This window comes from Streptomyces sp. NPDC026575 (assembly GCF_055567415.1).
Genome location: NZ_JBVHQM010000012.1, coordinates 94088 through 120030, shown reverse-complemented (window position 1 = coordinate 120030; position 25943 = coordinate 94088). Strand labels below are relative to the sequence as shown.

Genomic DNA, 25943 nt, shown 5'->3' with positions numbered 1-25943 from the left:
GGGACTCCCCCAGCTGACGCTGGGCGGCGCCCCCCGGTGGGGACCGCCCGACCGAGCCATGAGCCGCAGGAGGCCGGCACGTGTCGAGCGCACCCGAGCAGGAGGCGGTGGCGGACGAACCACTCGCCCCACCGGCGGACGTCCGCCCCGGCAGTCCGACGCCGCTGGGGGCCCGCTACCGCACCGGGCCCGACGGCGTCGCGGGCACCAACTTCGCCCTGTGGGCGGGCGGTGCCGAGGCCGTGGAGCTGTGTCTGTTCGACGAGGAGGAGCGCGAGACCCGCCATCCGCTCACCGAGCTGACCCATGAGATCTGGCACGGCTTCCTGCCCGGCATCCGCCCCGGCCACCGCTACGGCTACCGGGTGCACGGCCGCTGGGACCCCTGGAGCGGCGCCCGCTGGAACCCCGCGAAGCTGCTGCTGGACCCGTATGCCAGGGCCGTGGACGGCGACTTCGGGGCGCGTACGGAGCCGGCCGGCGCCGGCCTCGCCCTGCCCGCCCGGCTCTACGGGCACGTCCGCGACTGGCCGCAGCAGCAGATCGCGGACACCGTGCGCGACGACCGGGACTCCGCGCCGTACGTCCCCAAGGGGGTCGTGGTCGGCGGCGACACCGGGGACGAGGGCGGCGAGGACGAGTGGCGCGACGACCGGCGCCCCAAGACGCCCTGGCCGGATTCCATCCTCTACGAGCTGCATGTGCGCGGCTTCACGATGCGCCACCCCGGTATCCCCGAGCAGCTGCGGGGCACCTACGCGGGACTTGCGCATCCGGCCGCGCTGGAGCACCTGGTCCGGCTGGGCGTCACCGCCGTCGAGCTGCTGCCGGTCCATCAGTTCGCCCACGAGGACCATCTGGTGCGCCGGGGGCTGCGCAATTACTGGGGCTACAACTCCATCGGCTACTTCGCGCCGCACGCCGGCTATGCCGCCACCGGCACCCGCGGGCAGCAGGTCGGCGAGTTCAAGCGGATGGTGCGGGCGCTGCACGACGCCGGTATCGAGGTCATCCTCGACGTCGTCTACAACCACACCGCGGAGGCCGGCGAGCTGGGACCGACGCTCTCCCTGCGGGGCATCGACAACCGCGGCTACTATCGGCTGGCGGGCGACGCCCGGCGCTACGCCGACTACACCGGCTGCGGCAACACCCTGCACGTCGTCCAGCCCCAGGTGCTGCGGCTGATCACCGATTCGCTGCGCTACTGGGTCACCGAGATGGGCGTGGACGGCTTCCGCTTCGATCTGGCGGCGGCGCTGGCCCGCTCCATGCACGACGTGGACATGCTCTCCCCGTTCCTCGCCGTGATCGCCCAGGACCCGGTACTGCGCCGGGTCAAACTGATCGCCGAACCCTGGGACGTGGGTTCCGGCGGCTATCAGGTCGGCGCCTTCCCGCCTCTGTGGACGGAGTGGAACGACCGCTACCGCGACACCGTCCGCGACTTCTGGCGCGGCGCCCAGCACGACGTGCGCGACCTGGGCTACCGGCTCTCGGGATCCAGCGACCTCTACGCCTGGGGCGGCCGCCGCCCGTACGCCTCGGTCAACTTCATCACCGCGCACGACGGCTTCACCCTGCGCGACCTGGTCAGCTACGAGCACAAGCGCAACGCCGACAACGGCGAGAACAACCGCGACGGCACCAGCGACAACCGGTCGTGGAACTGCGGCGCCGAGGGCGAGACCGACGACACGGAGGTCACCGCGCTGCGCCACCGCCAGCTGCGCAACCTGCTGACCACGCTGCTGCTGTCCACCGGTGTGCCGATGCTGGTGGCCGGCGACGAGATGGGCCGCACCCAGCACGGCAACAACAACGCCTACTGCCAGGACAACCCCACCAGCTGGGTGGACTGGTCGCTGCTGGACGACCCCGGCTGGCGGCCGCTGGCCGAGCTCGCCGCCCGGCTGATCGCGCTGCGCCGCGCACATCCCGTCCTGCGCCGCCGGGCGTTCTTCTCCGGCCGGCCGCACGGGCAGGGCGGGCTGCGCGACCTCGCCTGGTTCACCGCGGACGGCACGGAGATGACCGAACAGGACTGGTACACCCCGGGAGCCACCCTGGGCATGTACCTCTCCGGCAACGACATCTCCCAGCGCGACGAGCGGGGCGTGCGCATCGTCGACGACAGCTTCCTCGCCGTCCTGCACGCCGCCGCCCACCCCCGCCCGCTCACCCTGCCCGGCCCGCCGTGGGCGCGGGCGTACGAGCTCCTCGTCGACACCGCCCGCACGGACCAGCCGGGTCCGGCGCGGCCGCCGTACGCGGCCGGCGGCACGATCACGCTCGCCGGGCGGTCGGTGATGCTGTTCCGGGCGGTGCCGGGCTGAGACGGCGGAAATTCACAGGAGCGTTGTCAGTGGTGCGCCCTACGCTCGCGGGTGATGGCTGACACCGCGCTCACGACGCCCCCGACCGACCGGACCGACTTACCCCAACGCCCCGCCGTGCGCACGCTGTTGCGACTGTGGCCCTTCGTACGCCCGGTGCGGGCGCGGCTGTTCACGGCCGCGTGCGTGGCGGTGGTCGCCTCGTGTCTGAGCCTGGTCATTCCGCTGGTGCTCAAGTGGCTGGTGGACGGGCCGGTGGCGGAGGGCGACGCGGGCGGGGTGTGGCTGGGCGGCGGATATCTGCTGTTGCTCGGTATCGCGGAGGCGCTGCTGTTCGGGCTGCGGCGCTGGCTGGTGGCGCGCCCGCTGGCGGGGGTCGAGGCGGCGATGCGCGCCGCGCTCTACCGCCATCTGCAGCGGCTGCCGGTCGCCTTCCACGACCGCTGGCCGTCGGGCCAGCTGCTGTCGCGGGGCACGACCGACCTTCAGATGCTGCGTATGTTCCTCACCTTCCCCCTGACGTTCCTGCTGGTCAACGGGGTGACCATCCTGGTGGGCTGGGTGGTGCTGCTGGCCCAGCACTGGACGCTGGGGCTGGTGCTGCTGACGCCGGTGCTGCCGCTGATGGTGCTGTGCTCCGTCTTCGAGGCGAAGTACGGGCGCGCGGCCCGCCGCACCCAGGACCAGCTGGGCGATCTGACGACCGTGGTCGAGGAGTCGGTGCTCGGCATCCGCGTCATCAAGGGCTTCGGACGGCACCGCAGCCAGGCCCGCGCCTTCAAGGAGCTGACCCGCGCGCTGCGCGCGTCCGAGCTGCGCAAGGCGCGGCTGCTGGCCTGGATCCTGGGGGTCAACACGGCGCTGCCGGAGATCGCGGTCGGCGGCGCCCTGGTGCTCGGCACGCTCCAGGTGGCCGACGGCGCGCTGTCCGCGGGCACCCTCGTCGCGTTCCTGTCGACCGCGCTGGCGCTGCGCTGGCCGGTGGAGTCGATCGGCTTCCTGCTGGCCATGAGCAGCGAGGCGGCGACGGCCACGGAGCGCTACTTCGAGGTGATGGACGAGCCGGCGGTCGCGGACGACGGGGACGAAAGAGGCGAGGACGAAGGAGACGGGGTCGGGGACGGGCCCGACGGCGGCCCCACCGGCGGCCTGGCCTTCTCCGGCGTCGCGTTCCGCTACCCCGACGCGTCGCCGGACAGCCCGCCCACCCTCAAGGACGTCACCCTGCACATCCGCCCCGGCGAGACCATGGCGCTGGTCGGGGCGACGGGCAGCGGGAAGACCACCCTCACGGCGCTGGTGCCGCGGCTGTACGACCCCACCGCCGGCCGGATCACCCTCGACGGGCGCGATCTGGCGACGATCGGCCGGGACGAGGCCCGCTCCCTGGTCGCGGTCGCCTTCGAGGACCCCACGCTCTTCTCGGCGACCGCCGGGGAGAACGTCCTGATGGGCGCCGCGCACGCCCAGGAGGCGGATCTGCGGCGGGCGTTGGAGGTGGCGCAGGCCGACGGGTTCGTCGACGCCCTCCCCGAGGGCGCCGCGACCCAGGTCGGCGAGCAGGGCCTGAGCCTGTCCGGTGGACAGCGGCAGCGGCTCGCCCTAGCCCACGCCGTCGTCGGCCGGCCCCGCTTCCTGATCCTCGACGATCCGCTCTCGGCCCTCGACGTGCGCACCGAGGCCGCGGTGGAGGCGGCGCTGCGCCAGGTCCTGGCCGGCACCACGGCGCTGGTGGTCGCCCACCGCCCGTCCACGGTCCTGCTCGCCGACCGGGTCGCGCTGCTGTCCGGCGGCCGGATCGCCGCCGTCGGCACCCACCACGAACTCCTCCGGGACCACCCCGAGTACGCCGCGCTGATGTCCGGCGAGGAAGAGGGCGCCCGATGACGACCACCACGACCGGCCTCCCGTCCGACGGCCCCGAGGAGCGCCCCGGGCCGCGTCCCTCGCCGCCGCCGCACCAAACGCAGCCGCAGCCGCCCCAGTCCCCCGAGCCCGAGCCCGCCGACTCCTTCGCCCGGGACCGGCTGCCCGCCCCCAAGGGCGCCGCCCGCTCGCTGCTCGCCTCCCTGCTGGCACCGCACCGCCCCCGCGTCCGGGCGGCGGCCGTCCTGCTGCTCCTCCAACAGGCCGCCGTGCAGGCCGGGCCGCTGCTGGTCGCCTATGCGCTGGACCGCGCCGTGCCGGCCGTACGCGCGGGCGAGTTCGGGCCGCTGATCGCCGTCGGGCTGGCGGCCGCGGTGTGCGCCGCGGCGTCCGGCGGGCTGCAGTTCGGCTTCATCCAGCTCTCCGCCCGGGTCAGCCAGGACGTGCTGCTCGCCCTGCGGGGCCGGATCTTCCGGCACGGCCAGGCGCTGAGCCTGGACTTCCACGAGCGCTATACGTCCGGGCGGCTGATCTCCCGTGCCACGACCGACGTCGAGTCGCTGCGCGAACTCCTGGAGGAGGGGCTGCAGGAGCTGATCACGATCGCCCTCGCGACGGTCTACATCACCGTGACCCTGGTCTTCCTGGACTGGGGCTTCGGAGCGGCCGCGCTGGCCTCCGGCGCGCCCCTGTACCTCCTCATCCGCTCCTACCGGCGCCGCACGCACCGGGTCTACGGCGAGAAGTCCACGGCGATGGCGGACCTCATCGTGAAGTTCGCCGAGACCCTCAACGGCATCCGGCCGGTGCAGGCGTTCCGCCGCGAGCGGCTCAACGACGAGGTGTTCGCCCGGCTCAACCACCGCCACGAGCGGGTCAACGGCGACGCCCTGCTGGAGATGGCGCGCTATGTCGTCACCTCCCGGCTGGCGGCGAACACCGCGGTGGCCGCGATCGTCCTGTGGGGCGCCTACCGGGTCGCCACGGGAGATCTGGCGCTCGGCGTCCTCGCCGCCGCGGTGCTCTATCTGCGCCGGCTGTACGACCCCATCGACCGGCTCGGGATGTTCCTCAACTCCTATGAGTCCGCGGCCGCTTCGCTGCACAAGATCGCCGGCCTGCTGGCCCAGCCGGTCGGTGTCCCGGAGCCGGCGGCCCCGGCCGCGCTGCCGGCCCCGGCGGGCGGGCGGCCGGGGCGCGAGGTCGACTTCCGCGGTGTCCGCTTCGCCTACCGCACGGGCGGCGAGGTGCTGCCGCGCTTCGATCTGACCCTGGCGGCCGGTACGACCACCGCCGTGGTGGGCGCCACCGGCGCCGGCAAGTCCACCCTGGCCAAGCTGCTGGCCCGCTTCTACGACCCCACCGACGGCCGGGTGCTGCTCGACGGCGTCGATCTGCGCGAGCTGTCCACCGCCGAGCTGCGCCGCGGCGTGGTGCTGGTCACCCAGGAGGCGTTCCTGTTCAGCGGGACGGTCGCCGAGAACATAGCCATCGGCCGCCCGGACGCCACCCGCGAGGAGATCGAGCAGACCGCGAAGGCCATCGGCGCCCATGACTTCATCACCGCCCTGCCGGACGGCTACGACACCGACGTCCGCAAGCGCGGCGGCCGCATCTCGGCCGGCCAGCGCCAGCTCGTCGGCTTCGCCCGCGCCCTGCTCGCCGACCCCGCCGTCCTGATCCTCGACGAGGCGACCAGTTCCCTGGACATCCCCGGCGAGCGAGCGATCCAGGCCGCCATGGACACCGTCCTGCGGGGCCGCACGGCCCTGGTCATCGCCCACCGCCTGTCGACGGTGGAGATAGCCGACCGGGTCCTGGTCATGTCCGACGGCGAGATCGTCGAGGACGGCCCGCCGGCCCGACTCATCGCCGACCGCGGCCGGTTCGCCGAACTGCATCGCACCTGGCGGGAGAGCGTGGGCTAGGGCCTGTCCGACCCCGACCCATCGGACAGGCCCTAGGACGGCCGGCTCCCGCCGCGGTTAGGGTCCGGGTGTCGGCGGACCGAACAGTGACGGACACGGGGGCGGGGATGGCGGACACCTCGGCGGAGCGGGGCGTGGGAGCGCACCGCCACCGCAGTGCCGGGCGGTATCTGTGGTGGCTGGTGACCAGTCAGCGGTGGCGGGTGGCGGCGGGCGCGTCGTACGGGAGCCTGTGGATGGTGGGGCTGATGCTGCCGCCGTATGTGCTGTCGCGGGCGATCGACGAGGGGTTGGCGCCGGGGCGGATGCCGGCGCTCGCCGGGTGGACGGCGGTGCTGCTGGGGGTCGGGGTGCTCAACGCCTGGCTGGGGATGCTGCGGCACCGCACGATGACCAGGATCCGGATGGACGCCACGTTCCGCACGGTGCGGGCCGTCGTGGCGCACACCCTGCGGCTGGGCGCGGCGCTGCCGCGGCGGGTGACGGCCGGTGAGGTCGTCACGATCGGGATCGGCGATGTCGCGGTGATCAGCCAGACCCTGACCATGACCGGGCCCGGCGTCGGCGCGGTGCTGGCGTACGGGGTCGTCGCCGTCCTGCTGCTGGGCGTCTCCCCGCTGCTCGCCGCGGTGGTGCTGCTGGGCGTCCCGCTGCTCGCCCTGCTGGTCGGCCCGCTGCTGGGCCGGCTGCAGGGGGCGGAGGCGCGCTACCGCGAGCGGCAGAGCGGGCTGGCGGCGCGGCTGACGGATCTGGTCGGCGGGCTGCGGGTACTGGGCGGTCTGGGCGGCAAGGAGGTGTTCGCCGACCGCTACCGCCGCGATTCGCGAGCGCTGCGGCGCGAGGGCTACCGGGTCGGTGCGGCCACCAGCTGGATCCAGGCGCTCGGGGTGGGCCTGCCGACGCTGTTCCTGGCCGCGGTGACCTGGCTCGCGGCACGGATGGCGGCCCAAGGGGACATCACCGTCGGCGAGTTGGTCGCGGTCTACGGGTACGCGGCGGCGCTGGTGGTGCCGGTGTCGTTCTTCATCGAGGGCGGTTACGACCTGACGCGGGGCCTGGTCGCCGCCCGGCGGGTCGTCCGCTTCCTGCGGTGGGAGCCGGACACCGCGGACGGGCCGGAGGCCGGGGACGAGGCGGCGCGGGCGCCCGAAGGGCCGGCCGTGCTGCGGGATCCGGAGTCCGGCGTGGAGGTGGTTCCCGGGCTGCTGACCGCGCTGGCCGCCGCCCGCCCGGCCGAGTCGGCGGCGGTCGTCGACCGGCTGGGCCGCTTCGCGGACTCGGCGGCGACCTGGGGCGCGGTGCGCCTGGACGAGATCCCGCTGCGGCAGGTCCGCGACCGCATCCTGGTCGCGGACAACGAGGCGGACCTCTTCGCCGGGACCCTGCGCGAGGTGATCGGCGGACGCCGGGATCCGGCCGACGCGGCGGTCGACCGGGCCGTCCATGCGGCGCTGGCCGAGGACATCGTCCGCGGTCTGCCGGACGGGCTCGGCTCGCCCGTCGAGGCGCAGGGCCGCAATCTCTCCGGCGGTCAGCGGCAGCGGCTGCGCCTGGTGCGGGCGCTGCTGGCCGACCCCGAGGTGCTGCTGGCCGTCGAGCCGACCTCGGCGGTCGACGCGCACACCGAGGCGGCCGTCGCGGGCCGGCTGCGCACCGCCCGCGCGGGCCGGACGACCGTCGTCACCAGCACCTCGCCGCTGCTGCTCGACCGGGCGGACACGGTGTGCTTCCTCGTCGGCGGCAAGGTCGCCGCGGTCGGCAGCCATCGCCGGCTGCTCGACGAACAGCCCGCCTACCGCCGCCTGGTGGCGCGTGGCGAGGACGCCGCGCACAGCGGCGAACCGGGCGGCACCCCGGCGCCCCGGCCCGCGTCCCCGGCAGAGGAGAACGCACGATGACCGCGACCCCCACCCGGCCCGCGCGAGAGAGCGACGCCCTGCCCGGCGGTGCGGCCCTGCCGGTCGCCGACCGCGCCACCACCCGGCGGGCCGCGCTCCGCCTGATCCGGCTGGACCGGCGGGCGTTCACGCTGATGCTCGTGCTGAACGCGCTGGCCGCCGGCGCCGGGCTGGCCGGCCCGTGGCTGCTGGGCCGGATCGTGGACGCGGTGCGCGACGGCGGCGGGGTGTCCGCGGTCGACCGGCTGGCGCTGGTCATCCTGGTGTGCGCGCTGGCGCAGCTGCTGCTGGCGCGCTACGCCCGGTACGTCGGGCACCGCTTCGGGGAGCGGACCGTGGCACGGGTGCGCGAGCAGTTCGTCGACCGGGCGCTGGCGCTGCCGGCCGCGACCGTGGAGCGGGCCGGCAGCGGCGATCTGACGGCCCGCGGCACGACGGACGTCACGTCGGTCGCACGGACGCTGCGGGACGCGGCACCGGAGGTGTTCATCGCGTCGGTGCAGTCGCTGTTCCTGCTCGGCGCGGTGGTGGTGCTCGATCCCCGGCTCGGGGCGTGCGGGCTGGGTCTGCTGAGCGGTCTGCTGGCGGTCCGGTGGTATCTGCGCCGGGCCCACCGCGCGTATCTGGCCGAGGGGGCGGCGACCTCGGCGCTGGCCGAGCTGCTGGCGGCCACCGCTGCGGGCGCCCGGACCGTCGAGGCGCTGGGGCTCCAGGAGCGCCGGCGGACGGCGGGCGAGCAGGCGATCGAGCGGTGCCGGCGGACGCGCGTGCGGACGCTGTTCCTGCGCAGTGTGCTGCTGCCCGCCGTGGAGGTCTCCTACGTCCTCCCGGTGGTCGGGGTGCTGCTGGTGGGCGGGGTGCTGCACGGGCGGGGCGGGATCAGCCTGGGGGTGGTCGTCGCCGCGGCGCTGTACCTGCGGCAGCTGGCCGAGCCGCTGGCGACGATCCTGCTGTGGGTGGAGCAACTCCAGAGCAGCGGCGCCGCCTTCGCCCGCGTCGAGGGGCTGGGCCGGGCTCCGCAGGCCCCGGAGCCCGGCTCCGCGGCCGCCGTGCTCCCCGCCGACGACCGCATCGACGTCACGGCCGTCCGCCACGCCTACGGCACCGGGCCCGGCGGCGACGGCGACGGCGTTTCCGCCTCCCCCGCCCGGGACGTCCTGCACGACGTCTCGCTGACCATCCGCCCCGGCGAGCGGATAGCCCTGGTCGGCCCCTCCGGAGCCGGCAAGTCCACCCTGGGGCGGCTGCTGGCCGGCATCGAGGCGCCGAGCGGCGGCTCGGTGACCGTCGGGCGGGTGCCGATCGCCGAGCTGGACCCCGAGGTGCTGCGCCGCCAGGTCGTCCTCGTCACGCAGGAGCACCATGTGTTCCTGGGCACCGTCCGCGACAACCTGCGGATCGCCGCGCCCGGCGCCGACGACGCCGCCCTGCGCGCCGCGCTGGCGGCCGTGGGGGCCGACTGGCTCACGGAGCTGCCGGCTGGCCTGGACACCGAGCTGGGCCCCGGCGGGCACCGCCCCGACGGCTCGCAGGCGCAGCAACTCGCCCTGGCCCGTGTGGTGCTGGCCGATCCGCACACCGTGATCCTGGACGAGGCGACCGCGCTGCTCGACCCGCGCACCGCCCGGCACGCCGAGCGGGCGCTGGCCGCAGTCCTGGAGGGCCGTACGGTCATCGCCATCGCCCACCGGCTGCACACCGCCCATGACGCGGACCGGGTGGCCGTGCTGGAGAGCGGCCGGCTGACGGAACTGGGCACCCACGACGACCTGGTGGCCGCCGACGGCGCCTATGCGGCCCTGTGGCACTCCTGGCACGGGCGGACCGCGGCCGGGTGAGGCCGTATGAGAACGGGCACCGATCGTCCGGAAAGCGAACGCCGATTCCGCGCAACGGACGTTTTCCGGCCAATTAGTTGATCGGAGCCTGACAACCGGCGGGCTGTGGTGGGACTCTTCCCCGCAACCGCCGCACGGCCCCCACGGCACCACGCCTCGCGACGGCCGGCTCCACCCCCCGTTCCACCAGTACGTGATGCACCTCTGCGTACGTCTCCCCCCACACGCTCCATGAGTTCTGCCTCGCTCTGCCCGGACGGCCGTTCGCCGCCCGGTCCCCCTCGGCCGCACCGTCACGTAGCGGCCACCGCAGAAGGAGTCAGTGTGAGACGCACCCCCCATAGACGCGCCGTCGCTACCGGCGCGCTGGTCGCCGTCACGGCGATGCTGGCCGTCGGTGTACAGGCCGGTACCGGCACGGCGGCCGCCCCGCGGCCGGGCACCGCGCACGCCGTACCCGACCCCGGCGCACTGCCGGTCAAGCTGTCCCCGTCCCAGCGTGCGGAGCTGATACGGGAAGCCGGCGCCACCACCGCGCAGACCGCGCGGCAGCTGAAGCTCGGCGCGAAGGAGCGCCTGGTCGTCAAGGACGTCTCGAAGGACGCCGACGGCACCGTGCACACCCGCTACGAGCGCACCTACGACAAGCTGCCGGTCCTCGGCGGCGACCTCGTGGTGCACACGAGCAAGGGCGGCGCGCTCCAGGGCGTCACCAAGGCCGTCGGCTCGCAGCTCAAGGTCGCGGGCACCACCGCGAAGATCGGGCCGGCCGCCGCCGAGGCGAAGGCCGTCTCCTCGGCGCGGGCCCTGGGCTCGAAGAAGACCGAGGCCGCCAAGGCACCGCGCAAGGTGATCTGGGTCGCCGACGGCAAGCCGGTCCTGGCCTACGAGACCGTGGTCGGCGGGCTGCAGGACGACGGCACGCCCAACGCGCTGCACGTCATCACGGACGCCACCACCGGCGCCAGGATCTTCCAGTACCAGGGGATCGAACAGGGCGTCGGCAACAGCGAGTACAGCGGCAAGGTCACCATCGGCACGTCCGGCTCGGCGCCGAACTTCTCGCTGACCGACCCCACCCGCGGCAACCACAAGACCTACAACCTCAACCACGGTTCGTCGGGGACCGGTTCGCTGTTCACCGACGCCGACGACACCTGGGGCGACGGCACCCCGCAGAACGCCCAGACGGCGGGTGTCGACGCGGCCTACGGCGCGCAGGTGACCTGGGACTACTACAAGAACGTGCACGGCCGCAGCGGCATCAAGGGCGACGGCGTGGGCGCGTACTCCCGCGTCCACTACGGCAACTCCTACGTCAACGCCTTCTGGGACGACGGCTGCTTCTGCATGACCTACGGCGACGGCAGCGGCAACAGCCACCCGCTGACCTCGATCGACGTGGCCGGCCACGAGATGTCGCACGGTGTCACCTCCGCCACCGCCAACCTCACCTACAGCGGTGAGTCCGGCGGCCTCAACGAGGCGACCTCCGACATCTTCGGCACCGCGGTGGAGTTCTACGCCAACAACCCGTCGGATCCCGGTGACTACCTCATCGGCGAGAAGATCGACATCAACGGCGACGGCTCTCCGCTGCGCTACATGGACAAGCCCAGCAAGGACGGCGGCTCGGCGGACTACTGGTCGAGCACCGTCGGCAACAAGGACGTGCACTACTCCTCCGGTGTCGCCAACCACTTCTTCTACCTGCTGTCCGAGGGCAGCGGCCCGAAGGACATCGGCGGCGTCCACTACGACAGCCCGACCTTCGACAACCTGCCGGTCCCGGGCATCGGCCGGGCCAACGCCGAGAAGGTGTGGTTCAAGGCGCTCAGCCAGTACATGAGCGCCAACACCAACTACGCGGGCGCCCGCACCGCCACCCTGAAGGCGGCGGCGGACCTCTTCGGCCAGGGCAGCGCGTCGTACAACACCGTGGCCAACACCTGGGCGGCGGTCAACGTCGGCGCCCGCGTCCCGGACGGCGGGGTGAGCGTCACCAACCCCGGCAACCAGACCAGCACCGTGGGCCAGGCGGCGAGCCTGCAGATCAAGGCCACCAGCGGGACCGCCGGCGCACTGTCGTACGCGGCGAGCGGGCTGCCCGCCGGACTGTCGATCGACGCCAACACCGGTCTGATCTCCGGTACGCCGACCACGGCCGGCACCGGCAGTGTGACGGTGACGGTCACCGACGCCGCGAAGAAGACCGGAACGGCGTCCTTCACCTGGACGGTCAACCCGGTCGGCGGCGGCAGCGTCTTCGAGAACGCCGACGACGTGCCGATCCCGGACGCGGGCGCGGCGGTCACCTCGCCGATCACCGTCAGCCGCAGCGGCAACGCGCCGAGCACGCTGAAGGTCGGCGTGGACATCGTCCACACCTACCGCGGTGACCTGGTCATCGACCTGATCGCCCCGGACGGCACGGCCTACCGGCTGAAGAACTCCAACGCGTCCGACTCCGCGGCCGACGTGAAGACGACGTACACCGTCAACGCCTCCTCGAAGGCCGCGAGCGGCACCTGGAAGCTGCGGGTCCAGGACGTCTACTCACAGGACACGGGTTACATCAACGGCTGGAAGCTGACGTTCTGACCTCGCCAGAGCACTCAGGCGTCATCTCGGTATGACATAGGCGGGCAGGCGTCTCGCGCCGTTCCACAACTCGCCTTCCACACAGGCAACTTGGGCGTCGTCCCCGGATCTCCGGGGGCGGCGCCCGACTCCGTTATGCGGACAGCGATCACCTCTCTACGAACGATTTTCGGCCAACCTATGAACAAACTCCTGACATGCACGCGTTCGAATGGCAGTCTTCCCGACGCATGTCACACCCGCATCGCTTTGCACCCCCACCACTTGGCAAAGTTGAAGGAGCACGCGTGACCCCCCACATATCCCGTAAGACCCGTGTGACCGGTGGCGCCCTCGCGGCGGCCGCCCTGCTGGCCGCGGGCATCACCGTCGGCACCGCCGGCGCCTCGCCGGCCCCGGCCGCCAAGAAGGACGCTTCTCCCCTCCAGCTCAGCGCCTCGCACCGCGCGGAACTGCTGCGCGACGCGAGCGCCACCAAGGCGCAGACCGCCAAGGCCCTGGGCCTGGGCTCGCAGGAGAAGCTGGTCGTCAAGGACGTCATCAAGGACGCCGACGGCACCACGCACACCCGCTACGACCGCACCTACGCCGGACTCCCGGTCCTGGGCGGCGACTTGGTCGTGCACACCGCCAAGGGCGGCGCGGTCAAGTCGACGACCAAGTCGACGGACAAGACCATCAAGGTCGCCTCCACCACGGCGAAGATCGCCCCGCAGGCCGCCGCGACGTCGGCGCAGGGCACCGCGGCCAAGTCGCTCGCCGCCAAGAAGGCCGACGCGCAGACCCCGAAGAAGGTCGTCTGGGCCGCCTCCGGCACCCCCGTCCTCGCCTACGACACCATCGTCAAGGGCGTCCAGAAGGACGGCACGCCCAGCCGGATGCACGTCATCACCGACGCCAACACCGGCAAGAAGCTGTTCCAGTACGACGAGATCCACACCGGCAAGGGTGAGAGCGAGTACAGCGGCAGCGTCGAGCTGGGCACCAAGAAGGACGGCGGCAAGTTCACGCTGACCGACGACGAGCGCGGTGGCCACAAGACCACCGACCTTGGGAACAGCGAGTCCGGCGAGGGCAAGGCCTTCACGGACGACGACGACGCCTGGGGCACCGGCAAGCCGGACGACCCGCAGACCGCGGCCGTCGACGCCCACTACGGTGCGGCCGAGACCTGGGACTACTACAAGACCGTGCACGGCCGCAGCGGCATCAAGGGCGACGGCAAGGGCGCGTCCTCCCGCGTGCACTACGGCAAGAGCTACGTCAACGCCTTCTGGGACGACAGCTGCTTCTGCATGACCTACGGCGACGGCGAGGGCGACAAGAAGCCGCTCACCGCCATCGACGTCGCGGCCCACGAGATGTCGCACGGTGTCACCTCCGCGACCGCCAACCTCACCTACAGCGGTGAGTCCGGCGGCCTCAACGAGGGCACCTCGGACATCTTCGGCACCTCGGTCGAGTTCTACGCCAAGAACGACAAGGACCCGGGCGACTACCTCATCGGCGAGAAGATCGACATCAACGGTGACGGCTCGCCGCTGCGCTACATGGACAAGCCCAGCAAGGACGGCCAGTCGCAGGACAACTGGGACTCCAACACCGGTGGTCTCGACCCGCACTACTCCTCGGGTGTCGCCAACCACTTCTTCTACCTGCTGTCCGAGGGCAGCGGCCCGAAGGAGATCGGTGGCGTCAAGTACGACAGCCCGACGGCGGACGGCAAGAAGGTCGAGGGCATCGGCCGGGACAAGGCCGAGAAGATCTGGTTCAAGGCCCTGACCGAGTACATGACCTCGAACACGGACTACAAGGCCGCCCGTGAGGCGACCGTGAAGGCCGCCACCGACCTGTACAAGGCCGGCAGCCCCGAGGTCAAGGGCGTCGAGGCCGCCTGGACCGGTGTCAACGTCAAGTGACGCGCTACGCCGACAGGCGCTGATCGTCCCGGGGTGAGGTGACCCCGGAAGAACAGGGCGGTGCCCGGAGTCTCTCCGGGCACCGCCTTCGCGTGTGGTCGGGCGTGAGCGTCAGCGCTCGCTATCGGGTGGCGCCCTCCGGCCAGAGCACCCGCACGGGGACACCGGTCCGCTCGGCATAGGCGACGACATCGGCCGTGCCGCCGTAACCGCGCGCCGGTTGCCCGTCCCAGACAGCCAACACTTCGTCGACCAGGCCGACGAGGACTTCGGATCCGGCCATGTGCGCCTCGGAGTCCGAGGAGGTCATGCCGGTGTGGTGGACATTGGTCGCACGGCGCAGCAGTTCGTCATAGGCCGCGTGGTGCCACGCGGGCAGCCCCTCGCGGTACTCGGCGGCCGGAACGACGATTTCAAGCCGCCCACCATGGGCCAGCACCGCCTCGGCGAACCAGGCATCCGGGCCGTCCGCGATGCACGAGACGCCCACCAGCTCCGCGGGGCCATAGCCACGTACGGCAGCATCCAGCAGAGCCCGTGTTTGCCGTTCCACCTCCGAGTTCAGTCCACGGTGGCCCGTAATCCCTACACGCATCGTTGTTCTCCTAGAGGTAGACGCCGGGCAATCGCTCATCGAAGTCGCGCACCACCTTCGGTGGCGTGGCAGTCGTGAGGGAACGGCGCACGGTACGCGCCCGCTCCACGATCCGGCCGGAACGGTATGTCAAGCCGGTCTCCAGCGCGCGGGTGGCGAGTGCGAAAGCGGCCTCGATCCGGCCACCGGCGAGGTGGCCGGCAGCGATGGCGTTCCCGGTGTGCGCCTCGAACTGGGCGAGGCTGCCGCCCTGGTAGGCGGTCAGCAGCGGGTTGCCGGCTGCCCGTGCGGCCTTGACCGACGAGCCGTACCAGGAGCGGGCCGACCCGTTGTCGCCCATGTCCCACGCCAGCCATCCGGCGAGGCTCGCGGCCTCGCTGCCGACGGCCGCGAGGCGGGCATGCCGGCCGTCAGTGGCCGAGGCGCGAGTGATGGACTGGATGAGCCGTACATGGGAGTGCACTGCACAGCCTCAGAGAGGTCACGCGAGGGAGTGGATCCGTCGAGCCTGCGGTATGCCGTGGTACTCAGCCGCAGGGCGGCGGCCTGCCCGGTGGCGTCCTCCACCGCATCAGGTAGGCCGGCCAGGACCGGTGCCGCCGCCGCGGCGACCGTCCCGCCGAGAAACGTCCGTCGGTCCACCTTGTCCGATCCGTTCACCTGCACCTGGGGGGCGATGGCGCAACGTGGAGAGGTGAGAGCGGTGATCATTCGATGGCCGTCCGCCATCAGCCCACACCACGAGCTGCGCTACGACGAGGTCCGCTGGTGCGAGGACCATGGCGCCGGCGTCCTCTTCTCCTGGGCGCCTTTGGCTGCGATGGCCGGGCGCGGCGCGACGCGCTGAGCGCCAGGGCGACCAGCCCGGTCCGACTTCCCATCGGTACGCCAACTACCCATGTTCTGCTCTGCCAGGAGTTCAAGACGCACCTCGCACCCCCGAGCCGCCGGCTACCGCCTCGTAGGTCGATATGGCCGATTCCACCCCCTCATGCGCTCTTGTACGTACTCCCTCCTAGGGGGAGGCTGGCGCGACACCGGACATCCGCACACCGCAACTCCGCTGTGATCACACCGAGTTGAGGAGGTGAGCGCCGACCGTGTCAGCGCCCCTGCGCAGTCGCCCGCAAGCGGGCGGGCGCGCGTCCGCCGGGCCACGGCAGCCCCGTGGTTACGAACCGGTAGTTCACATTCCATCGGCTTTCCGGTTCGCCGCCCGAGGGAAGGCTCACCGAGTGGACCCCGGCCGGCCGTGCCCTCCGCCAGCCGAGTGAAAGCGGGCTGGAGCGCACCTGCCCGCACCCGGTCCCCCCACCGTGGAACGGATACAAAGGACAAAATCCGGCAAAGCATGACAAACCCAGGTGAGCCCATGATCGGTCGCATCCCTGTTCTGGACATCCGCCCGCAGATCGATTGCGGCCGCCGCCCGGCGAAGGCCGTGGTGGGCGAGACCTTCGAGGTCTCGGCCACGGTCTTCCGAGAAGGCCATGACGCGGTCGCGGCCAATGTGGTGCTGCGCAACCCCGCAGGCCGCTGCGGCCCCTGGAACCCGATGCGGGAGCGGGCGCCCGGCACCGACCGGTGGAGCACCGAGGTCACCCCGGACATCGAGGGCCGCTGGACCTTCACCGTCGAGGCATGGTCCGACCCGTTGGCCACCTGGCGCAAGCACGCCTCGATCAAGATCCCGGCGGGCATCGACACCGAGCTGGTGCTCGCCGAGGGCGCCGCACTGCACGAACGGGCGGCCGTCGACGTCCCCAAGAGCGACGGCCGGGAGGCGGTGCTGGGCGCCGTGGACGCGCTGCGCAACCGGGACCTGCCCGCCGCCGGCCGCCTGGCCAGGGCGCTCGCCCCCGAGGTCGTCGGGGCGCTGGACCGCCATCCGCTGCGCGAACTGCTCACCGTCTCGCGCCCGATGCCGCTGGTCGTCGAGCGCCGGCGGGCCCTGTACGGCTCGTGGTACGAGCTCTTCCCGCGCTCCGAGGGCGCCGTCGTCACGCCGAGCGGCACGGCCGTCGGCGGCACCCTGCGCACCGCCGCCGAGCGGCTGCCGGCCGTCGCCGCGATGGGCTTCGACGTGGTCTACCTCCCGCCCGTCCACCCCATCGGCACCGCCTTCCGCAAGGGCCCCAACAACGCCCTGTCGGCCGGCCCGGACGACGTCGGCTCCCCCTGGGCCATCGGCTCGGCGGCCGGCGGCCACGACGCCCTCCACCCGGACCTGGGCACCTTCGACGACTTCGAGCACTTCGTGCGGACCGCCCGCGACCTGCGGATGGAGGTGGCCCTGGACTTCGCGCTGCAGTGCTCCCCCGACCATCCCTGGGTCACCCTGCACCCGCAGTGGTTCCACCACCGCGCGGACGGCTCGATCGCCTACGCCGAGAACCCGCCGAAGAAGTACCAGGACATCTACCCCGTCGCCTTCGACACCGACTTCCGCGGGATCGTCCGCGAGACCCAGCGGCTGCTGCGCTTCTGGATGGCCAAGGGCGTACGGATCTTCCGGGTGGACAACCCGCACACCAAGCCCGTGGCGTTCTGGGAGAAGGTGCTCGGCGAGATCAACCGCACCGACCCGGACGTGATCTTCCTCGCCGAGGCGTTCACCCGCCCGGCCATGCTGCACACCCTCGCCCAGGTCGGCTTCCAGCAGTCCTACACGTACTTCACCTGGCGCAACACCAAGCAGGAGCTGACCGACTACCTCACCGAGCTGTCCGGCGAGTCCGCCGCCTATCTGCGGCCCAACTTCTTCGTGAACACCCCGGACATCCTCAACGCCTACCTCCAGGAAGGCGGTCGCCCCGCCTTCGAGATCCGTGCCGTGCTGGCCGCCACCCTGTCCCCCACCTGGGGCGTCTACGCCGGATACGAGCTCTGCGAGTCGACGCCGGTACGCCCCGGCAGCGAGGAGTACCTAGACTCGGAGAAGTACCAACTCAGGCCGCGCGACTGGGATGCGGCGGCGAAGCAGGGGCGTACCATCGCCCCGCTGATCACCGCGCTCAACCGCATCCGCCACCGGCACCCCGCCCTGCAGCAACTGCGCAATCTGCGCTTCCACCAGGTGGACAACGAGGCCGTGCTGGCGTTCTCCAAGCGCGCCGGGCACGGCGAGGGGTCCGACACGGTGCTCACGGTGGTCAACCTCGACCCGCACCACACCCACGAGGCGACGGTGTCGTTGGACATGCCGGAACTCGGCCTCGGCCGGCACGAGTCCTTCCCGGTGCGCGACGAGCTCACCGGCGATACCTACCACTGGGGCAGGGACAACTATGTGCGCCTGGAGCCGGGCCGCTCACTGGCGCCCGCCCATGTGCTGTCGCTGCGACCGTCCTCACCGATCGGAGGGTCACCCAATTGATCGTCAATGAGCCAGTCCCCGACACGTTCGAGGACACCCCGGCGAAGGACCGCGATCCCGACTGGTTCAAACGGGCCGTCTTCTACGAGGTCCTGGTGCGCTCGTTCCAGGACAGCAACGGCGACGGCATCGGCGACCTCAAGGGCCTCACCGCCAAGCTCGACTATCTGCAGTGGCTGGGGGTGGACTGCCTCTGGCTCCCGCCGTTCTTCAAATCCCCGCTGCGGGACGGGGGTTACGACGTCGCCGACTACACCGCGGTGCTCCCCGAGTTCGGCGATCTGGCGGACTTCGTGGAGTTCGTGGACGCCGCGCACCACCGCGGAATGCGGGTCATCATCGACATGGTGATGAACCACACCAGCGATCAGCACCCGTGGTTCCAGGAGTCGCGCACCGACCCGGAAGGCCCGTACGGCGACTACTACGTCTGGGCGGACGACGACAAGCAGTACGCCGACGCGCGGATCATCTTCGTCGACACCGAGGCATCCAACTGGACCTTCGACCCGGTCCGCAAGCAGTACTACTGGCACCGCTTCTTCTCCCACCAGCCGGACCTCAACTACGAGAACCCGGCGGTCCAGGAGGAGATGATCTCCGCCCTGCGGTTCTGGCTGGACCTGGGCATCGACGGCTTCCGGCTGGACGCGGTGCCGTACCTCTACGCGGAGGAGGGCACCAACTGCGAGAACCTGCCCGCCTCGCACGCCTTCCTCAAGCGGGTCCGGGCCGAGATCGACGCGCACTACCCCGACACCGTGCTGCTGGCCGAGGCCAACCAGTGGCCGGAGGACGTCGTCGACTACTTCGGCGACTACGCGGTCGGCGGCGACGAGTGCCATATGGCCTTCCACTTCCCGGTCATGCCGCGCATCTTCATGGCGGTGCGCCGCGAATCGCGCTACCCGGTGTCGGAGATCCTCGCCAAGACCCCGGCGATCCCGTCCGGCTGCCAGTGGGGCGTCTTCCTGCGCAACCACGACGAGCTGACCCTCGAAATGGTCACGGACGAAGAGCGCGACTACATGTACGCGGAGTACGCCAAGGACCCGCGGATGCGCGCCAACATCGGCATCCGCCGGCGGCTGGCCCCGCTGCTGGACAACGACCGCAACCAGATCGAGCTCTTCACCGCCCTGCTGCTGTCGCTGCCCGGCTCGCCGATCCTCTACTACGGCGACGAGATCGGCATGGGCGACAACATCTGGCTCGGCGACCGCGACGCGGTGCGCACCCCGATGCAGTGGACGCCCGACCGCAACGCCGGATTCTCCTCCTGCGACCCGGGCCGGCTCTTCCTGCCGACCATCATGGATCCGGTCTACGGCTACCAGGTCACCAATGTCGAGGCGGCGATGAGTTCCCCCTCCTCGCTGCTGCACTGGACCCGCCGGATGATCGAGATCCGCAAGCAGAACCCGGCGTTCGGGCTCGGCAGCTACACCGAGCTGTCCTCCACCAATCCGGCGGTGCTGGCCTTCCTGCGGGAGTCGCCGGGCACCGACGGCGCGGACGACGACCTGGTGCTGTGCGTGCACAACTTCTCGCGGTTCGCCCAGCCCACGGAGCTGGACCTGCGCTCGTTCAACGGCCGGCACCCGGTGGAGCTCATCGGCGGCGTCCGCTTCCCGGCCATCGGGGAACTGCCGTACCTGCTGACGCTGGCGGGCCACGGCTTCTACTGGTTCCGGCTGCGCAAGAACTCGGTCTAGTGCCCGGGCCCTGACCGGGCACGGGCGCCGAGCATCCCGCCCGTACGCGGCCGCATGGCGCGTACGGGCGTTTTTCGACCTTTCGCTCGGGCAGTCTCCCTACTACCGCACGGCCGGGCGAACCATCGCCGGTCCCCCCGGCTCGGGAGGGTGACCGCCGCACGGCGGAAGCGCGCACGCCGAAGACACTCCCGAAGCCGCTCCCTTCGGGGGGACCCGCACCGCCTCCGTACGGGGGTACCGCCACCGCGCCACCGCATAGTGAAGGCCGCATTCCGGGACACTTTGCCCTACCTGTCGTGTGCCCGGGGAAAGGACGCGACGCCATGTCGGACACCGCCCCGACCCGTGCCACCCGTAACACCCCTGACCGCCGCCCGCTCGTGACCGCCCCCGACCTGCTGTCCTCGCTGGTCCCGCTGCTCGCCGAGTGGGTGCCGCGCCAGCGCTGGTTCGCCGGCAAGGGGCGGCCGCTGACCGGCTTCACGCTGCTCTCGGCCACCGAGCTGCTGCCGTGCACCGGCGCGGGCACCGCTCCGGGGCTGCTGCAGCTGCTGGTGCGCGCCCAGCAGAGCGCCCCGCCGAGCCGCACACCGGCCGGCGGCGACTGCTACCAGCTGCTGCTGGGGGTGCATCCGGCGCCGGCGCCGCAGCTGGCACCGGTGGTGATCGGCCGGCCGGCGGGCGGCCCGCTGCGCGGCCGTACGGTCTACGACGCGCTGCTGGACAACCGGCTGTGCGGGCTGCTGCTGGAGCGGCTGCGGGTACCGGGGCGGCTCGGCGGGCTGCGGTTCTGCCGCGAGCCGCGGGTGGACATCCCCTCCGGGCTGCCGGCCCGGCCGATCGCCGTCGAGCAGTCCAACTCCTCGATCGTCTTTGGCGATTCGTTCATCCTGAAGGTCTTCCGGCGCGTCGAGCCGGGCGTCAACCCGGATCTGGAGCTGCCGCGGGCGCTGGCCGACGCCAAGTGCGCACGGGTGCCGGCGCCCGCCGCGTGGTTCGAGTCGGCGGCCGCCGACGAGAGCGGCGAGGCGACGACGCTGGGCGTGCTCCAGCCGTTCCTGCCGGGGTCGGCGGACGGCTGGCAGCTGGCGCGGGGCGCGCTGGCCGTACGCGCCGACTTCACCGGCTCGGCGCGGGCGCTCGGGCACGCCACCGCGGAGGTGCACACCGCGCTCGCCCAGACGCTGCCGACCACCGAGCTGCACCGCCCGCAGCTGGCGGCGATCGCCACCCAGATGATCGAGCGGCTGGAGGCCACCGCCCGCGCCGTGCCGGTGCTCCAGCCCTACCGCGCCCGGCTGCGCACCGCCTTCGACGCGCTGGCGGCGCTGGGCCGGGACGGCCGCGGCTGGGCCGCCCAGCGCATCCACGGCGATCTGCACCTGGGGCAGACCCTGCGCTCCGCCGACGAGGGCCGCTGGTCGCTGATCGACTTCGAGGGCGAACCGGCCCGCCCGCTGGCCGAGCGGCGGCAGCCGCAGCCGGCGGTGCGCGATGTCGCGGCGATGCTGCGCTCCTTCGACTACGCGGCGCGCGGCGGGCCGGCCGGCGGGGACCCCTGGGCGTTGGAGTGGGCGCGGCGCACCCGAGCCGCCTTCTGCCGGGGCTACGCCGAGGCCGGCGGGCTCGACCCGCGCTCCGCGCCCGAACTGATGCGCGCCTACGAGACCGACAAGGCCGTCTACGAGGTGCTCTACGAGGCCCGCCACCGGCCCGACTGGCTGGCCGTCCCGATGGCCGCCGTCCGGCGGCTGGCGGCGGGCGGGGAGCCGGCCGTGGGGGCCCACCCGTACGACTCACCGTGAACCGCCCACCCGGCCGGAACGGCTCCGCCCCGCCCCCCGAACCGCCGACTTCCCGCCCCCGAGGAGGCCCACTCGTGACCGCCCGTCCCTCTCCCGCCACCGGACCGCCGCCGTCCGGCCGTACCCCCTCCGCCCCCGCACGCACGAAGCAGACGGCGGCGACCGCGCCGGCCGCCGGGTCCTCGGCCCGCTCCCGCGCCGGTGCGAAGCCGCCGGCCGGCACCCACGGGGTGCGGCCCGCCGCCCCGCTGCCCGAGGAGGACCGCGCCCGGCTGCTGGGCGGCGCGCACCACGACCCGCACGCGCTGCTCGGGGCGCACCCCGTACGCGGCGGGCTGCTCATCCGCGCCCTGCGGCCGCACGCCCGGCGCGTCACCGTCGTGGCGAAGGGGCTGCGCGCCGAGCTGCCCCCCGAGGGCGACGGGCTGTTCGCCGGAGTGCTGCCGCTGCGCACCGCCCCGGAGTACGAGCTGCTGGTCGACTACGGCGAGCACACCCTGACCGTCCGCGACCCCTACCGCTTTCTGCCCGCGCTCGGCGAGCTGGACCTGCACCTGTTCGGCGAGGGCCGGCATGAGCAGCTGTGGCAGGCGCTCGGCGCGCGGACCATGGACCACCAGGGCGCGACCGGCACCCGCTTCACCGTCTGGGCGCCCAACGCCCAAGGCGTCCGGGTCGTCGGCGACTTCAACTACTGGGACGGCACCGCCAGCCCGATGCGGTCGCTGGGCTCGTCCGGTATCTGGGAGCTCTTCCTGCCCGGCATCGGCGCGGGCGAGCTGTACAAGTTCGAGATCACCCGGCCGGACGGCTCGCGGACCGTGCGCGCCGACCCGATGGCCCGGCGGACCGAGTGCCCGCCCGCCACTGCCTCGGTGGTGGACGAGTCGCACTTCCGCTGGCAGGACGCCGAGTGGATGGCCCGGCGCGGCAGGCGGCCGGTGCACCAGGCGCCGTTCTCCGTCTACGAGGTCCATCTGCCCTCCTGGCGCCCCGGCCTCACCTACCGCCAGCTCGCCGCCCAACTCCCGGTGTACGTCAAGGACCTGGGCTTCACCCACGTCGAGTTCATGCCGGTGGCCGAGCACCCCTTCGGCGGCTCCTGGGGCTATCAGGTGACCGGGTTCTACGCGCCGACCGCCCGGATGGGCACCCCCGACGACTTCCGGTTCCTGATCGACGCGCTGCACCGGGCCGGGATCGGCGTCCTGATGGACTGGGTGCCGGCGCACTTCCCGCGCGACGACTGGGCGCTGGCGGAGTTCGACGGCCGCCCGCTCTACGAGCACCAGGACCCGGCCCGCGCCGCGCACCCGGACTGGGGCACCCTGGAGTTCGACTACGGCCGCACCGAGGTCCGCAACTTCCTGGTCGCCAACGCCGTGTACTGGTGCGAGGAGTTCCATATCGACGGTCTGCGGGTGGACGCCGTGGCCTCGATGCTCTACCTCGACTACTCGCGCGAGGACGGCGGCTGGACGCCCAACGTCCACGGCGGCCGCGAGGACCTCGACGCGGTGGCCTTCCTCCAGGAGATGAACGCGACGGTCTACCGCCGCTGCCCCGGCGTCGTCACCATCGCCGAGGAGTCCACGGCCTGGGACGGCGTCACCCGCGCCACGCACCACGTCGGGCCCGGCGGCTTCGGCGGTCTGGGCTTCGGCCTGAAGTGGAACATGGGCTGGATGCACGACTCGCTCGGCTATGTCTCCAAGGAGCCGGTGCACCGCAAGTACCACCACGGCGAGATGACCTTCTCCATGATCTACGCCTACTCCGAGAACTATGTGCTGCCGATCTCCCATGACGAGGTCGTGCACGGCAAGCGGGCGCTGGTGTCGAAGATGCCCGGCGACTGGTGGCAGCAGCGCGCCGACCACCGGGCCTACCTCGGCTTCATGTGGGCCCACCCGGGCAAGCAACTCCTCTTCATGGGGCAGGAGTTCGCACAGGGCGCGGAGTGGTCGGAGAGCCACGGCCCGGACTGGTGGCTGCTCGACCCGTCCTACGAGGCGGAGCCGGACCACCGGGGCGTCCGCGATCTCGTCCGCGACCTCAACAGCCGGTACGCGGCCGCCCCCGCCCTGTGGGAACGCGACACCGATCCGGCCGGCTTCCGCTGGATCGACGGCGACGCGAGCGAGGACAACGTCTTCTCCTTCCTGCGCTTCGCCGCCGACGGCTCCCCCCTGATCTCGGTCAGCAACTTCTCCCCCGTCGTGCGCCACGCCTACCGGCTCGGGGTCCCCGACGACGTCCCCGCCTGGCGCGAGATCCTCAACACCGACGACCGGCGCTACGGCGGCAGCGGCGTCACCAACCCCGACCTCCTCAAGACCGACCCCACCCCCTGGAACGGCTTCGACTCCTCCCTCACCACCGTCCTCCCCCCACTGGCGACGGTCTGGTTCACCCCGGCCTGAGCGCCGCACCACGGACCGCGAGGGGGCGGGCGCCGCTGCGGCGCCCGCCCCCTCTCCCCTCCTGCGTGGTGTGGCTTCAGACCTTGGCGGGCTCCTTCGTGCCGCCGTCGCGCGGTTCGGCGATCTGCGGGCCGAGCGGCTCGGCGTGGGCGTCGTCGACCAGCGTCTTCTCGTCGAACGGGATCCGGCCGGCCAGCACCTCGGCCGCCCTGGCCTTGTCGATCTCCTTGGTCCAGGTGCCGACCAGGACGGTGGCCACCGCGTTGCCCGCGAAGTTGGTCAGGGCGCGCGCCTCGCTCATGAAGCGGTCGATGCCGACGATCAGGCCGACGCCGTCGACCAGTTCGGGGCGGTGCGACTGCAGGCCGCCGGCGAGCGTGGCCAGGCCCGCGCCGGTGACCCCGGCCGCGCCCTTCGACGCGATGATCATGAAGACCAGCAGCGAGATCTGCTGGCCGAGCGAGAGCGGCTTGCCCATCGCCTCGGCCACGAACAGCGAGGACATCGTCAGGTAGATGGCGGTGCCGTCGAGGTTGAAGCTGTAGCCGGTCGGGACGGTGATGCCGACCACCGGCTTGCTGACGCCCAGGTGCTCCATCTTGGCGATGAGGCGGGGCAGCGCGGACTCCGAGGAGGAGGTGGACAGGATCAGCAGGAACTCACGGGCGAGGTACTTCAGCAGGATGAAGATGTTGATCCCGGCGACCAGCCGGAGCAGCGCGCCGAGCACCACGAGGACGAAGAGCAGACAGGTGACGTAGAAGCCGACCATGATGATGGCCAGCGACTTCAGCGCGTCCAGGCCGGTCTCGCCGACCACCGCCGCGATGGCGCCGAAGGCACCCACCGGCGCCACCCACATGATCATGGCCAGTACCCGGAAGACCAGCTTCTGGATGTGCCCGATGCCGCGCAGCACCGGCTCGCCCGCCGAACCCAGTGCCTGGAGGGCGAAGCCGACCAGCAGTGCCACGAGCAGCGTCTGGAGCACCTCGCCCTGGGTGAAGGCGGAGACCAGCGTCTTGGGGATCATGCCGAGCAGGAAATCGGGGAGCGACTCGCCGCCGCCCTCGGTCTGGGCCTGGCCCGCGTGCCGCACGGTCTCGGTCAGATGCAGCCCGGAACCGGGCTGCAGGATGTTGCCGACGACCAGGCCGATGGCGAGCGCCACGGTGGACATCACCATGAAGTAGCCGAGGGCCAGTCCGCCCACCGCGCCGACCTTGGCGGCCTTACGGACCGAGCCGACGCCCAGCACGATGGTGCAGAAGATGACGGGCGAGATCATCATCTTGATCAGGTTCACGAAGCCGGTGCCGAGCGGCTTGAGCTGGACGGCCACACCGGGCGCGGCGAAGCCCACGATGATGCCGAGCAGCACCGCCCCGATGACGGCGATGTAGAGGAAATGGGTCCGGTCCCGCTTGGCCGGCGCTCTGTCCTCGGTGGTGCCCCCGGACGGCGGGGTCTTTGCAGCCACGGCTGCCTCCTCGGGTCTACGGCTCTGCGCCTGATCTGGGGGCACCACCCAGGCCGTTCAGGCACTGGGGGCGGCTCCGGCGCCACGACAATTCCCGGCGACTATGCACTCCCGTGTGGCGCCCGTCACCCTTACGTGCATTTCGTTCACGCGAAAGTGA

15 protein-coding genes are annotated in these 25943 nt (G+C 72.2%); 12 read left to right on the top strand and 3 right to left on the bottom strand.

Annotated elements, in window-relative coordinates; genetic code table 11:
• Positions 1-80 precede the first annotated feature (80 nt).
• The 7 genes from glgX to ACZ4NB_RS18700 all read left to right on the top strand — a co-directional run bounded on the left by glgX (position 81) and on the right by ACZ4NB_RS18700 (position 14386).
• Positions 81-2336 carry a glycogen debranching protein GlgX gene (glgX, locus tag ACZ4NB_RS18730; RefSeq protein ID WP_467662800.1) on the top strand — a complete coding sequence of 752 codons (2256 nt, stop codon included), beginning with the start codon at positions 81-83 and terminating at the stop codon, positions 2334-2336.
• 54 nt (positions 2337-2390) lie between these two features.
• Positions 2391-4223 carry an ABC transporter ATP-binding protein gene (locus ACZ4NB_RS18725; protein ID WP_467662798.1) on the top strand — a complete coding sequence of 611 codons (1833 nt, stop codon included), beginning with the start codon at positions 2391-2393 and terminating at the stop codon, positions 4221-4223.
• Entirely contained in the window at positions 4220-6130 is a 1911-nt protein-coding gene (locus ACZ4NB_RS18720) for an ABC transporter ATP-binding protein (RefSeq protein WP_467662796.1), read from the top strand. The genes ACZ4NB_RS18725 and ACZ4NB_RS18720 overlap by 4 nt, the downstream gene beginning before the upstream one ends.
• Positions 6131-6237: 107 nt before the next feature.
• Positions 6238-8028, top strand: a complete 1791-nt coding sequence (locus tag ACZ4NB_RS18715; RefSeq protein ID WP_467662794.1) for an ABC transporter transmembrane domain-containing protein — start codon at positions 6238-6240, stop codon at positions 8026-8028.
• Positions 8025-9866: an ABC transporter ATP-binding protein gene (locus ACZ4NB_RS18710; protein WP_467662792.1), complete on the top strand. Its 1842-nt coding sequence runs from the start codon at positions 8025-8027 to the stop codon at positions 9864-9866. Before ACZ4NB_RS18715 ends, ACZ4NB_RS18710 begins: the two co-directional genes overlap by 4 nt.
• A gap of 324 nt (positions 9867-10190) precedes the next feature.
• A complete protein-coding gene (locus ACZ4NB_RS18705; protein WP_467662790.1) occupies positions 10191-12467 on the top strand; it encodes a M4 family metallopeptidase in 2277 nt (758 codons plus the stop codon).
• A 287-nt stretch (positions 12468-12754) separates the two neighbouring features.
• The gene (locus ACZ4NB_RS18700) at positions 12755-14386 is read left to right on the top strand and encodes a M4 family metallopeptidase (protein WP_467662788.1); all 1632 of its coding nucleotides are present in this window, start codon (positions 12755-12757) and stop codon (positions 14384-14386) included.
• A gap of 121 nt (positions 14387-14507) precedes the next feature.
• On the opposite strand, the gene ACZ4NB_RS18695 is transcribed toward ACZ4NB_RS18700, so the two are convergent.
• A complete protein-coding gene (locus ACZ4NB_RS18695; protein ID WP_467662786.1) occupies positions 14508-14981 on the bottom strand; it encodes a hypothetical protein in 474 nt (157 codons plus the stop codon).
• 10 nt (positions 14982-14991) lie between these two features.
• Positions 14992-15444, bottom strand: a complete 453-nt coding sequence (locus tag ACZ4NB_RS18690; protein WP_467662784.1) for a hypothetical protein — start codon at positions 15442-15444, stop codon at positions 14992-14994.
• A 240-nt stretch (positions 15445-15684) separates the two neighbouring features.
• Here ACZ4NB_RS18690 and ACZ4NB_RS18685 point away from each other — a divergent pair, with 240 nt between their 5' ends.
• The 5 genes from ACZ4NB_RS18685 (at position 15685) to glgB (ending at position 24303) form a co-directional block, all read left to right on the top strand.
• Positions 15685-15828: a hypothetical protein gene (locus ACZ4NB_RS18685; protein ID WP_467662782.1), complete on the top strand. Its 144-nt coding sequence runs from the start codon at positions 15685-15687 to the stop codon at positions 15826-15828.
• A 525-nt stretch (positions 15829-16353) separates the two neighbouring features.
• Positions 16354-18357 (top strand): alpha-1,4-glucan--maltose-1-phosphate maltosyltransferase, encoded by a 2004-nt coding sequence (locus ACZ4NB_RS18680; protein WP_467662780.1) that lies wholly within the window; start codon positions 16354-16356, stop codon positions 18355-18357.
• Positions 18354-20072: a maltose alpha-D-glucosyltransferase gene (treS, locus tag ACZ4NB_RS18675; RefSeq protein ID WP_467662778.1), complete on the top strand. Its 1719-nt coding sequence runs from the start codon at positions 18354-18356 to the stop codon at positions 20070-20072. Before ACZ4NB_RS18680 ends, treS begins: the two co-directional genes overlap by 4 nt.
• 326 nt (positions 20073-20398) lie before the next feature.
• Complete coding sequence (locus ACZ4NB_RS18670; protein ID WP_467662776.1) at positions 20399-21880, top strand: maltokinase N-terminal cap-like domain-containing protein; 1482 nt, start codon at positions 20399-20401, stop codon at positions 21878-21880.
• A 230-nt stretch (positions 21881-22110) separates the two neighbouring features.
• Positions 22111-24303 carry a 1,4-alpha-glucan branching enzyme gene (gene glgB / locus ACZ4NB_RS18665; RefSeq protein ID WP_467662983.1) on the top strand — a complete coding sequence of 731 codons (2193 nt, stop codon included), beginning with the start codon at positions 22111-22113 and terminating at the stop codon, positions 24301-24303.
• A gap of 76 nt (positions 24304-24379) precedes the next feature.
• On the opposite strand, the gene ACZ4NB_RS18660 is transcribed toward glgB, so the two are convergent.
• Positions 24380-25783 carry a cation:dicarboxylate symporter family transporter gene (locus ACZ4NB_RS18660; RefSeq protein ID WP_467662774.1) on the bottom strand — a complete coding sequence of 468 codons (1404 nt, stop codon included), beginning with the start codon at positions 25781-25783 and terminating at the stop codon, positions 24380-24382.
• Positions 25784-25943: the final 160 nt, after the last annotated feature.

Excerpts from the sequence above, each read along its gene's own strand:
- ACZ4NB_RS18725 (WP_467662798.1), top strand. The coding sequence starts at position 2,391 with ATGGCTGACACCGCGCTCACGACGCCCCCGACCGACCGGACCGACTTA.
- ACZ4NB_RS18720 (WP_467662796.1), top strand. The coding sequence starts at position 4,220 with ATGACGACCACCACGACCGGCCTCCCGTCCGACGGCCCCGAGGAGCGC.
- ACZ4NB_RS18715 (WP_467662794.1), top strand. The coding sequence starts at position 6,238 with ATGGCGGACACCTCGGCGGAGCGGGGCGTGGGAGCGCACCGCCACCGC.
- ACZ4NB_RS18710 (WP_467662792.1), top strand. The coding sequence starts at position 8,025 with ATGACCGCGACCCCCACCCGGCCCGCGCGAGAGAGCGACGCCCTGCCC.
- ACZ4NB_RS18695 (WP_467662786.1), bottom strand. The coding sequence starts at position 14,981 with ATGCGTGTAGGGATTACGGGCCACCGTGGACTGAACTCGGAGGTGGAA.
- ACZ4NB_RS18680 (WP_467662780.1), top strand. The coding sequence starts at position 16,354 with ATGATCGGTCGCATCCCTGTTCTGGACATCCGCCCGCAGATCGATTGC.
- ACZ4NB_RS18670 (WP_467662776.1), top strand. The coding sequence starts at position 20,399 with ATGTCGGACACCGCCCCGACCCGTGCCACCCGTAACACCCCTGACCGC.